Below are 12552 nucleotides of genomic sequence, written 5' to 3'. Positions count from 1 at the left end.
GCACTTTTGGATATCAGGAGAAACTAAAAGCAATACAAAAAGGAGCAGACAGATGAAAAAAGAAGAACTGAAAGCATTACTAGATGAAATGACGATTGAAGAAAAAGTCGGTCAGACAATCCAGTTGTCAGCGGATTTTTTCTCAGATAAGTCTGAAGATATCACGGGCCCTATGAATGAAATGGCGATGACAGAAGAAAAGAAATATCAAGTCGGATCTGTATTAGGTGTAGCAGGCGCAAATGAAACGATTGAATTGCAAAAAAGCTTTATGGAACAGCATCGATTAAATATTCCTTTGCTGTTTATGGCGGATGTTATTCACGGTGATCACACGATCTTTCCGATCCCGTTAGGACTGGGCGCGACTTGGAATCCTGAATTGGTTAAAGAAACAGCCAGTATTGCAGCTAAAGAAGCAGCAGCACAAGGGCTGCATATTACCTTCTCACCCATGGTCGATCTTGTCAGAGATCCAAGATGGGGCCGAGTTATGGAGTCTACTGGAGAAGACAAACTGTTAAACAAACGGCATGCCCGAGCTTTTGTTGAAGGGTATCAGGGAGACGATTTAAAGCAGGATCTTACGAAGCTGGCAGCATGTGTGAAACATTTTGCCGGTTACGGAGCACCGCGAGGCGGACGGGACTATAATTCTGTGGATCTAAACGAAAATACCTTGAGAGAGCATTACTTGCCGGCGTATCAAGAGGGAATAGATGCCGGGGCTAAGTTAGTCATGACGGCTTTCAATACGATCGATAATATCCCGGCAACTGGAAATAAAAGATTGATGCGAGACATTTTACGAAAAGAAATGGGCTTTAACGGGGTATTGATCTCTGACTGGGGTGCAATCGGCGAATTAGTACCGCATGGTGTGGCAGAAGATCTTGAACAAGCTGCCAAACTGGCGATGGAAGCCGGTGTAGACATTGAGATGATGTCAGCTGCGTACAGTGAACATCTTGTCAAATTAGTCGAGACAGATTCAACGCTTAAAGCCTTGCTGGATGAGACGGTCATGAATATTTTAACACTGAAAAATGATCTGGGACTCTTTGAACAGCCTTATCGAGGAGCAGATCAAGCAAAAGAAGAGGCTGAGATTTATAGTGAAGCGAATCAGCAAGTTGCTTTAAAAGCGGCTGAACAGTCACTCGTTTTACTTGAAAACAACGGCGTATTGCCGTTAACAAAAGAAGAAAAAGTTATTTTGACGGGTCCAATGAAACGGTCCAATGATCTTCTGGGTGCGTGGTCATGGAAAGGTGATCGCTCGAAAACGGCGACACTGGAAGATATTCTAGCGGCACAAGTACCGACAGAACAGTTGACTATCGTCGAAGAAGCTGAAATCTTCAATGGCGCACACAGCTTTTTGATGAATGATGTACAAGAAGCGGACACAATTATTGTAGCGTTTGGAGAAACTTCTGAAATGAGCGGAGAGGCAGCCAGCAGAACGAACATTAAGCTGCCAGAATCACAGTTGCTGCTCCTTAAAGAGTTGAAAGCATTAAATAAAAAAGTGGTTGCGGTCTTATTCAATGGACGTCCGCTGGATCTGACAGATGTAGTGCCGCTGGTCGATGGTCTGATTGAAGCTTGGTTCCCGGGAACAGCTGGAGCTCAGGCAGTCTTCAATCTCTTATATGGAAAAACCAGTCCTTCCGGAAGATTATCGATGACGTTCCCTCGCTCAGTTGGACAAGTCCCGATTTTCTATAACGAAGACAGCACCGGCCGACCTTTTACAGCAGACAAAGGAAGCGAAAAATACTTTTCTCGCTATATCGATCGTGCTAATTCACCGCTTTATCCATTTGGGTATGGACTATCCTACACTCAGTTTGAGTATTCTGCATTAACACTGTCTGATACAGAAATGACAAACGAAGAAGCGATTGAGCTGTCCGTTACGGTGAAAAATACCGGTGAACGTTCAGGTACTGAAACAGTTCAGATGTATGCAAGAGATAAAGCGGGCGAAGTCGTTCGTCCTGTAAAAGAATTGATTGATTTCAAACAAGTAACACTAGAACCAGGAGAAAGTCAGACCATTACGTTCAGTCTATCAGAAGAACAACTGCGGTATACACACTCAGATCATGCAGTGAAAAGTGATGCAGGAGAATTTTTAGTCGGGATCGGCTCTAATAGTTCTCTAGAATTGACACATGCTTTTCGATTGACCAAATAACCAGAAGCAGTTAAAGCAAGTATTCAAATCATTTTAGCAGGATGATAAAACAGTATGACAAGAAAAAGCATTCGTTTTAAGGAGTAGTATAATGAAAAAATTAGAGCAATCAGCAGAACAGATGACGACGCTGACGTCGGGAAACACTGAAGCAGTCTTTTTACAATCTGGGGATCTTTATAAATTATCACACCAAGACATCATGATCAATCAGGTCGAAAGCAACATGATTGACGGTTCCTTGAACAATTTGTATTTAAGAACATACGACCAAGACGGTACGATAAAATCCTATACACCTTTACTCGGTATTCGATCCAACAGTACTTTTTCAGCCGGCCAATCCCAGGCAACCTGGACGGGAACGGCTGAAGAAATCGAGTATACGGTTCGATTCAGCTTGGCAGAGGAATCAGTCTGGTTCTGGGAAGTAGAACTTTCCGGTGCGCAGCAGACAGTCGACGTGATCTATGGACAAGACTTAGGGTTGGCAGGAGAAGCAGCACTGAAAGCGAATGAAGCTTATGTTGCCCAATATGTAGATCATAAAATCATTGAATCCGATTTAGGCTATTCTATCAGTTCCAGACAAAACCAGCCGCAAGATGGGAAGCATCCTTATCTGCAGGAAGGGAGTCTGACAGGAGCGGACGGATTTCTAACTGACGGATTCCAATTCTTCGGAACAGAATACAAAGAAACGGCTATTCCAAAAGCGCTGCTGAATGCCGAGCTGTATAATAAAAACAAGCAGTATGAATTTGCCTACAGTGTATTGAAATCAAAAAAAGTCAACTTAGAGGGTCAGACCAACATTGTTTTCTATCAATACTATCAGCCGTCGCATCCGGAAGCCGTTGAAAAACTTGAAGGAATTGATCAAATTCAAACGGCCTATCAGCAATTGGCAAAAGAAACCGTAGAGCCGGTAGAACCAGTCAAAAAGAACCCGATCTTTGGACAACCGCTGAGCACTGCAGCATATTCGAAAGCGGAGTTGGATGAACTGTATCCTTCTAGAACCCAAGAAGAAAAAATGGATGGTGAACTGCTGTCATTTTTCACGGATCAAAAAGCGCATGTTGCTTTAAAGGAAAAAGAAGTACGATTGGAACGTCCGCATGGACAAATATTATTTACGCATAATCATACTGTACCGGATGAATCGATCATGAGTACAACGTCATGGATGTACGGCATTTTCAATGCTCAGTTGGTCATGGGCAATACGGACATGAATAAAGCAGTATCTAATGCACGAAATGCTGTCAATTATTTCAAGACAAGCGGACAGCGCGTCTATGTTTGGATTAATGAACAGTATCACTTGCTGGCGCTGCCTTCTTTGATGGAGATCGGCATCAATTATGTAAAATGGCTTTACAAAACAGCCGATGAGACATTTATTGTTACAAACTTATCTTCTTCAAATGAATCAGCGATTCAGCTATCGGTTGAAAGTACCAGCGGACAACCTTACGAATATTTAGTAACGAATCAGATGACACTGAACAGTCGAGAATATCAGACACCGATCTGGTATGAAGAAAAAGCGGATGGCGTTTACTTTACCTTTGACGAGCATACTGCTGCACATGAGAAGCTGCCCAATCTGACATACCGATTTTCTATTAAAGAAGCTGACTACACAGTTGTCGGCGAAGAAGTATTTCTGGAAGGTGCTGGAGAAGGAACAGCTAATCTAGTCAACTTCAAGATTGCGGAAACAGAACGTTTTGAGCTGCTGATGCAAGGATCGCTTAAAGGTGAATCGTTCCCGGATGTCAAACTGTCTTTTGCAGAAGAAGTCATTGCTTTCCATCAATTTTTTGAAACAATGAGTAATGGACTGGAATGGTCAGGACCCGATGCAGTAGAAAAGCTTTCAGATAAAATGAATTTGACGACTTGGTGGTACACGCACAATATGCTGGTTCATTATCTGGTACCGCATGGCTTAGAACAATTCGGCGGTGCAGCTTGGGGAACCAGAGATGTCTCTCAGGGACCTTCAGAGTACTTGCTGGCGATGCAGAAATATGACAGCTTAAAAGAAGTGGTTAAGCGCGTATACGGTCATCAACATGTTCAAGATGGCAACTGGCCGCAATGGTTCATGTTCGATTCTTATACGCATGTACAGGCAGATGAGAGTCATGGAGATGTCATCGTCTGGCCGCTTAAAATGCTGTCGGATTATATTGAGGCGACAAATGACGTCAGCATTTTAGACGTTGAGGTTCCTTATTTTGACAAGACGACAAAAGAACGGACTGCCCAAACGGCTTCAATCAGAGATCACGTCCAGAAACAGATTGATTATATACAGTCGCATTTTCTTTGGGATACATTTTTATCTTCCTATGGCGATGGAGACTGGGATGATACCCTGCAGCCGCATGACCAAAGTTTGAAAAAATATATGGCGAGCAGCTGGACGATTGCGTTGACGTATCAGACACTTACAAAATTTGCTCAAGTATTGAAAAAGCAAGAAGATAAATGGTCTGAAACTATTAAGACCTTGGCAGAAAAAATCCGCTCAGACTTCGATCGCTACATTTCTTCAAATGAAGTGGTACCTGGATTTGTCTATATGCCAAGTGAAAAAGAAGTAGAGAAGATGATTCATCCAGATGATCAGACGACCGGCATTCAGTATCGTCTGCTGCCGATGATTCGTGGTATGATCAGTGAACTGTTCTCCAAAGAACAAGCACTGGCGCATTATGAAGTTATCCAAAAACACTTGAATACACCAGACGGCGTGCGGCTGATGAATCGTCCGGCAACATACCGCGGAGGCGTGAGCCATCAGTTCAAGCGAGCTGAGCAAGCAGCGAACTTTGGTCGTGAGATTGGATTGATGTATGTACATGCGCATATTCGTTATATTGAAGCCATGGCAAAAATCGGTAAAGCGGATGAAGTCTGGAAAGGGTTCGAGACTATTAATCCAATCAACCTTCCTGAAGTCGTCGAAAATGCAGAAATCAGACAGAGCAACAACTATTTCAGCAGTTCAGATGCGGATTTCTCAGACCGCTATGAAGCGCAGAAGAACTTTGATCTTGTTAAAAAAGGTGAAGTAAAAGTCAAAGGCGGCTGGAGAATTTATTCCAGCGGACCAGGGATTTATCTGAACCAGCTCATTGCCAGCGGACTAGGTTTTCGGGTACAAGGAAAGTCCCTTGTACTGGATCCGGTACTGACAAAAGAAATGGACGGACTGCAGATACAGTACCGATTTAACGGTCATCCACTGACGATTCATTATCTTTATACAGAAGAAGAACAGTTAAGAGTAACCATTAATGGGTCAACAGTCGATCAAGAAACAATCTCTAATCCCTACCGGAATGCCGGTGTTCGAATTGCTCCAGCGGCTCTAGAACAAAGCTTGGACGATTCAGAGACCGTGATCGAAGTACGGTATCCCGTTTATGGATAACGAAACTGACGTTAAATAGTCAGGAAATAGGGTTTAAGTAAATAGACTGAAGTTGCAAAAGTACTGTTCATTAAAGCTGACCAATTGAGGAAGGCTTTAATGAACAGTCTTTCACTATCAAAAATGTCAAAGGGGCGCCTTAGACCTTTCTCGTCCATCTTAAAATGAAGCTGGATCCAAATTAGGCTTTTATATTATCTTGTAAAGCCTTTCTTTTGCAGATACAATAGAAACTAAGAATGAAAAAAGAAAGTAAGGTAAGCCATATGGTAGGAATCAAAGATATTGCTAAAAAAGCCAACGTCTCCATATCCACCGTTTCCTATGCGTTGAATGGAAGTCCCAGAGTAAGTGAAAAAACAAGGGATCGCATTTTAACGATAGCTAAAAATATGAATTATGTTCCAAACCGCGCAGGTCAGAACTTGCGGAATAAAAAAAATAATATTATCGGTGTATATCTTTCCAGTTACAGCGGAAGTTTCTATGGTGAATTGCTGGACGGGATTCAGCACATGGCACGAGAACTGCAGTATGATATCATCGCCTGTTCAGGAGAGCGTTCTAGATTGTTTCTTCCTCAAGGAATGATCGATGGGATTATCGTAATGGACTGGTATTACCATGACGAGCAATTGCTTGAATATGCAAATGCGGGGCATTCGATCGTCGTATTAGATCGACAGCTTGATCATCCCAATATTCGTCAGGTCCTTTTAGATAATAAAAAAGGGATCCGCGAAGCGGTTCAGCATTTGAAACAGTCTCCAGCGGAAACGATAGAAATTATCAGCGGTCCAAAAGGAAATTTCGATACAAAAGAACGGTTAGAAGCTGCTACCCAGGAAATATCCAGAATTGGCAAACAGTTCCGTATATATAAAGGGGAATTTACTGAGATATCAGGGTTTCAAGCGGCTCGCGAGATTGAAAAAGAAGCAAAACAGCATAAGCTGGACAACATTGAAATTTTAGCCTTGAATGATGAAATGGGCATCGGTGCTCATAATTACTTTAGTCACACACCCTATAAGCTTGGAGAACAAGTAAGGATAACCGGCTTTGATGATCTGCTCGTCAGCCGCTACATCACTCCGCCGATCAAAAGTGTTGCCTACTCAAAAAGAGAATGGGGAGCAGTCGGCATGAATACTTTGTATAAAATGCTGAATGGTCAAAAAATAGAACATACCTTGATTTCAACCAAATTTCCCTATTAAGAAAAGGAGCTTATGATGACTTGGTGGAAAGAAGCAGTTGTTTATCAGATTTATCCTAGAAGTTTTCAAGATTCGAATGGAGACGGCATCGGAGATATCCCAGGAATCATCCAGCGTCTGGATTACTTACAGACACTAGGTGTGGATGTGATTTGGCTAAGTCCGGTTTATGCATCGCCAAATGATGATAACGGCTATGATATTAGCGACTACGAGGCAATCCATCCTGAGTTTGGAACGATGGAAGACATGGAACAGCTGATCGATGAAGCAAAAGAACGCGGTATCCGCATTGTTATGGATCTCGTCGTGAATCATACATCCGACGAACATGCCTGGTTTCAGTCTGCAAAATCCAATATAGACAGTCCTTACCGTGACTATTACATCTGGAGAGACCCGGTGAATGGGAAAGCGCCGAATGAACTGCGGTCGGCTTTCAGCGGGTCAGCATGGAAATATGAACCGCAAACAAATCAGTACTATCTTCACCTTTTCAGTAAAAAACAGCCTGATTTAAATTGGGAAAATGAACAAATGCGAAAGGACATCTATCAGATGATGAACCGCTGGCTGGATAAAGGCATCGGCGGCTTCCGAATGGATGTGATCGATTTGCTCGGAAAGGATGCGGACAACCAGATCACAGGGAACGGTCCCAGACTGCATGAATTTCTAAAAGAAATGCGACGAGAGACGTTTGAGCATTATGATGTTATGACCGTTGGAGAAAGTTGGGTTGTAACGCCAGAGACAGCCCCATTATTCGCGGATGAATCAAGTAAAGAGCTGAATATGATGTTTCAGTTCGAACATTTAATGCTGGATGAACAGCCGAATACGTCAAAATGGCAGTTAAAATCATTGGATTTGCCTGAATTTAAACAGGTTTTCAATAAATGGCAGACGCAACTGCCGGAAACGACTTGGAACAGTTTATTCTGGAACAATCATGATACTCCGAGGATTGTTTCAAGATTTGGAGATGATCAAACTTTTAGTGTAGAAAGTGCGAAAATGCTGGCGATTCTGCTGCATATGATGAAAGGAACACCATATATTTATCAAGGGGAAGAAATCGGAATGACCAATTATCCGATTCAACAGATTGATCAAGCACAGGATATCGAAAGTCTGAATCTCTATGAAGAAAAATTAGCTGAAGGCTGGACTGAAGCGGAGATTATGGAAACCATCAATGCAAAAGGAAGAGATAATGCCCGTACACCAATGCAGTGGACGGCAGGCCAAAACGGCGGCTTTACTGATGGAGAGCCGTGGATGACCGTAAACCCAAATACTTCTGAGATCAATGTCCAAGCAGCGGTAAATGACGAGCAGTCCGTTTTTTATACGTACCAGAAACTGATCCACTTGCGCAAAGAGCATCCGATTATCGTAAAAGGTACTTTTAAACTGCTGCTGAAGGATCATCCACATATCTTTGCATATGAACGAGAATTTGAAGGAGAAACCTGGTTAGTCACAGCGAATTTCAGTCCTGAAACGATTCGCTGTTCCCTAGCAGAAACATCAACACCTAATATACCGATGATCGCAAACTATGATCGCTCGGAATATGACTTGAATGAACTGACATTAGCGCCATATGAAGCCTTTGTCGTTAAAGTAGAGTCTAATGAAAACTAGACGGCATGATAGTAAAAAGACAGCGCTGAAGTGCTGTCTTTTTTGTGATACCATAGAATGGATAGAGCCAAAGAAATAGTCAATGACTAAATCGACAGTAAAGGGAGAACAAAGTGGATACATTATCAATCCGTCCAGTAACTGAGGATAACTGGCGAGCCATTGCAGAGCTGAAACCTCATCCGCATCAAGCGTCATTCGTTGCTCCGAATACAGAATCTATGCTTGAAGCAGTCTACGAAACCCGGTTTGCTTGGTCAACTTATGGTTTATATGTAGATGCCTATCCAGTGGGATTTGCTATGATCGGTGCCTTCCATCAAGAAAAAGGCTACATTTGGCTGGACCGGTATATGATTGACAGTCAGCATCAAGGAAAAGGCTACGGATCGCTCTTTTTAACTAAAATACTTAACTATATCCAGCAGAATTGGCCAGTAAAGGACATTGTTTTGAGCATCGAACCGGAAAATCAGCAGGCAGAACAATTATACAAGAAAGCAGGCTTTACAAAGACTGGGATCATAGATGAGGACAATGGGGAGCACGTTATGGTTTATAAAGTGAAAAAGAGATAGCCGCTTAGAAAGCAGCTATCTCTTTTTCATTTAGTCATCTTGTTCATCTTATAGTGATTATGCCCAAGCACCTTTACGGAATACTGGAACGCGAGTACCATCTTCACGTATACCATCAATATCCATTTCATTTGATCCCACCATGAAATCAACGTGTACGTCAGAACGATTTAGTCCGGCAGCCTTAAGTTCTTCTTCAGACATTTCTGTTCCGCCTTGCAGGTTGAACGCGTAAGCAGACCCTAATGCAAAGTGGTTAGAAGCATTCTCATCAAATAATGTATTGAAGAATGTCAATCCTGATTGAGAAATTGGAGAAGCATCCGGTACTAAGGCAACTTCGCCTAAACGAGCAGAGCCTTCGTCCGTATCGACCAGTTTAGTAATCACGTCTTCGCCGTTTTTCGCTGTTACTTTTTCAACTTTTCCATCTTTAAAGTGGAATTCCATGCCTTCAATGATATTTCCAGCATAGCTTAGAGGTTTCGTTGAAACAACAACCCCATCAACACGGTTAGCATCTGGAGCAGTGAAGACTTCTTCAGTCGGCATATTCGCCATGAAGCGTTCTCCGCGAGCGTTTAAGCTTCCAGCACCTTCCCAGCGGTGACCTTTAGGCAATCCGACAGTCAAGTCAGTGCCCGGAGCAGTATAATGAAGGGCAACAAATTGTTCTTTATTCAACTCTTCAGCTTTTGCTTCTAGCGTTTTGTCTTTTTCTTCCCAAGTTTTGATTGGGTCTTCATCATATAAGTGGACGGCTTTAAAAATAGCGTCCCAAAGAGCATCTAGTTGTTCTTCAGTCGACTCTAAGTCCGGAAATACTTTTGCAGCCCATGCTTCTCCAGCAGCTGCAGCAACCAGCCAGCTGACTTTATTGGATTGAGTTGCTTTTCTCTGTTCAGATAATGCTTTTCCTAATGCCGCTTGTGCAGCAGCGATTTTAGAACTGTCTAATCCTTTTAATGAATCTGGGTCAGAAGAGCGGACACTAATACGGCTTGCCCCTTTTTCAATGTGATCCAAACTTTCATCAATTCGGTACTGAGGAACGTCAGTCAAGACTTCTTCGGGAGCATATTGGAATTTTGAACGAGTGATGCTGTCGTCAGCCCATTTGACGATCACTTCTTTTGCGCCTTTTTTATAAGCAGCTTCAGTAATCATACGCGCAAGCGGAGCTTGTTCAACATCAATGCTCAATACGACAGTGTGACTGTCTTGAACATTGACACCAGTAGTGACGATTAAATTAGCGTATTTCTGTAATAAATTGTTAAAATTTTCTAAACTCATTGTAATATCCTCCTGTAATGAATATTTATACCTCATTTTATATAATAGCATATTTTAATAAACAGTGCGAGAATGTCCGAGTCTGAGAAAGCAGACTAGATTCTTTTAGGTTGAATTTAGCATTGATTTTTAAATTTTTGTTACTATCTAACTATTCAAAAATAATAGTTATGACGAGATTAATTCCAATTCGTATAATAACATATGTTATATAAAGGCTTGAATATCAGTATTTTAATAACTTTTGTTTTTTAGTATACTGTATTTAAAGGATACATACTGTCTTTTCAATAGATGTTAAGTATGTTATACTACTATCTATTGTCAACTAGGCAAGGTTGAAAATATGAATTGAGGGAGATAGGAAGGTGCCAAGACAACGAACGATTTTGAGAGAGAATATCTTAGATGCTTCTATGGAGCTTCTCAGAACAAGCGGGTTTAAGCAATTTACCGCTAGACAAATTGCAATCAAGATGAATTCTTCAACGCAACCCATCTATAAAGAATTTAAAAATATGGATGATCTTAAAGTTGGACTGCTTGACTATATTAAGCAGTATTTAGCTGAAGAAATCTTTATGGTTAACACTCCGCAATCTGATCTGACTTCTGTATGCAAAAAGTATATTCTATTTGCAAAAGAAGAACCGACACTATTTTCAGCAATTTTTATGGATCGTGAACTGCAAGCGGTCGAATTGCATGCATTCTCTTATGAAGCCATTAAAGGACTTTTAAATAAAGAACTGAATGTTTGGGATGATGCAAGTCTGCAAGAGCTGCTGGATATATTGTGGCCGGTTATCCATGGTGTTGCTATGCTGGTAGCACAGGGTCAGTTGGTGTACAATGAAGAAGAAATCAGCCAAAAAGTACAGGCGATCATTGATATGACCACTAAGCTTTGGAACAAACAGGTACAATGAAAAAAGAAGACAATTCTAACTAGATTAGAGTTGTCTTCTTTTTTTGGTTTTTTCTATAGTTTGAGAGTAAAAAAACGCATAAGCAAATAATAGTTTTTTAATGAAAAGACAAATTAATCCATTGAAGATTACTGAACGTGATAGAATAGCTATTGATAGAGTTACGAGATAGGAGAAGTTAAAATGGCAAAATTATTTGAACCGCTGCAATTGGGAAAGCTGAACTTGAAAAACCGGATCGTGATGGCGCCCATGTGTATGTATGCTGTACATAAAGAAGATGGCGTCCTAACGCCTTTCCACGAAGCCCACTATGCCAGCCGTGCAATCGGAGGAGCAAGTTTGATTATCCTAGAAGCATCAGCCGTTTCTCCGGAAGGCCGCATTACCGATCAGGATTTGGGTATTTATAGTGATCAGCAGACAGATAAACTAAAAACGCTGGTCAGAGTTTTACATGAATTAGGCAGCAAAGCCGGTATTCAATTGGCTCACGCTGGGAGAAAAGCTGAAGATGCAGAAGATTTGGTTGCCCCGAGTGCACTAGCTTACAGCGCCCAGTACCATACACCGAATGCACTGACTGCTGAAGGAATCGAAAAAATCATCCAAGATTTCAAAAACAGTGCGGCAAGAGCGCAAGAAGCCGGATTTGACGTTATTCAAGTACACGCAGCACACGGCTACCTGATCAATCAGTTCATCTCACCGCTTACCAATCAGAGAACAGATGAGTATGGACCGCAGACACTGGAAAACCGCTTCCGATTACTGAAAGAAGTGCTGCTTGCTGTGAAGTCTGTATTTCAAGGCAGCGTCTGGGTCAGATTTTCTGCCAGTGACTATGATGAGAACAGTACAACTTTAGAAGAGTTTGATCAGATGAATCAATGGCTTGAAACATTATCTGTTGATGCAGTCGATGTCTCGACCGGAGGCTTACTGCCCAAACGTCCTGACAGTATTTATCCTGGATACCAGACACAATATGCCAAACGGTTTAAAGAGCGTTCAAACCTATTTATTTCAACAGTCGGAAAACTAGGCGATCCAAGCTTGGCCAATTATATTCTGGAAGATGGGCAAGCAGATTTAATTTCGCTCGGCAGACCGTTATTAAGAAATCCGAACTGGCCGGCATTTGCCGCAAAAGCATTACATGATAAAAACTATGTACCCTATAATCATTCTTATGGACGCGGATTTAACGAATAAAAAAAGGGTA

Annotated in this window: 8 protein-coding genes; 7 read left to right on the top strand and 1 reads right to left on the bottom strand. The window is 41.8% G+C overall.

Annotated features, from left to right (window positions below; translation table 11 throughout):
* Positions 1-52: 52 nt before the first annotated feature.
* From B6F02_RS07695 to B6F02_RS07680, 5 genes are all read left to right on the top strand, one after another.
* Positions 53-2203: a glycoside hydrolase family 3 N-terminal domain-containing protein gene (locus B6F02_RS07695; protein WP_080146776.1), complete on the top strand. Its 2151-nt coding sequence runs from the start codon at positions 53-55 to the stop codon at positions 2201-2203.
* 91 nt (positions 2204-2294) lie between these two features.
* Positions 2295-5654: a GH36-type glycosyl hydrolase domain-containing protein gene (locus B6F02_RS07690; RefSeq protein WP_256864670.1), complete on the top strand. Its 3360-nt coding sequence runs from the start codon at positions 2295-2297 to the stop codon at positions 5652-5654.
* A gap of 239 nt (positions 5655-5893) precedes the next feature.
* Entirely contained in the window at positions 5894-6874 is a 981-nt protein-coding gene (locus B6F02_RS10945) for a LacI family DNA-binding transcriptional regulator (protein WP_256864669.1), read from the top strand.
* 12 nt (positions 6875-6886) lie between these two features.
* On the top strand, positions 6887-8524 hold the full coding sequence (locus B6F02_RS10940; protein ID WP_143745252.1) for a glycoside hydrolase family 13 protein: 1638 nt from the start codon (positions 6887-6889) through the stop codon (positions 8522-8524).
* A 113-nt stretch (positions 8525-8637) separates the two neighbouring features.
* The gene (locus tag B6F02_RS07680; protein ID WP_080146775.1) at positions 8638-9102 is read left to right on the top strand and encodes a GNAT family N-acetyltransferase; all 465 of its coding nucleotides are present in this window, start codon (positions 8638-8640) and stop codon (positions 9100-9102) included.
* 57 nt (positions 9103-9159) lie between these two features.
* Here B6F02_RS07680 and B6F02_RS07675 read toward each other — a convergent pair whose 3' ends face one another.
* A complete protein-coding gene (locus B6F02_RS07675) occupies positions 9160-10398 on the bottom strand; it encodes an aminopeptidase (protein ID WP_080146774.1) in 1239 nt (412 codons plus the stop codon).
* A gap of 368 nt (positions 10399-10766) precedes the next feature.
* On the opposite strand from B6F02_RS07675, the gene B6F02_RS07670 reads away from it, so the two are divergent.
* Both B6F02_RS07670 and B6F02_RS07665 read left to right on the top strand, forming a co-directional pair.
* Positions 10767-11327 (top strand): TetR/AcrR family transcriptional regulator, encoded by a 561-nt coding sequence (locus B6F02_RS07670; protein ID WP_080146773.1) that lies wholly within the window; start codon positions 10767-10769, stop codon positions 11325-11327.
* A 183-nt stretch (positions 11328-11510) separates the two neighbouring features.
* Complete coding sequence (locus tag B6F02_RS07665) at positions 11511-12542, top strand: NADH:flavin oxidoreductase/NADH oxidase (RefSeq protein ID WP_080146772.1); 1032 nt, start codon at positions 11511-11513, stop codon at positions 12540-12542.
* The last annotated feature ends 10 nt before the right edge of the window (positions 12543-12552 follow it).

The organism is Marinilactibacillus piezotolerans (genome assembly GCF_900169305.1).
GTDB lineage: Bacteria > Bacillota > Bacilli > Lactobacillales > Carnobacteriaceae_A > Marinilactibacillus > Marinilactibacillus piezotolerans_A.
The sequence above is the reverse complement of the archived record's forward strand: the minus strand, read 5'-3'. Positions and strand labels throughout refer to the sequence as shown.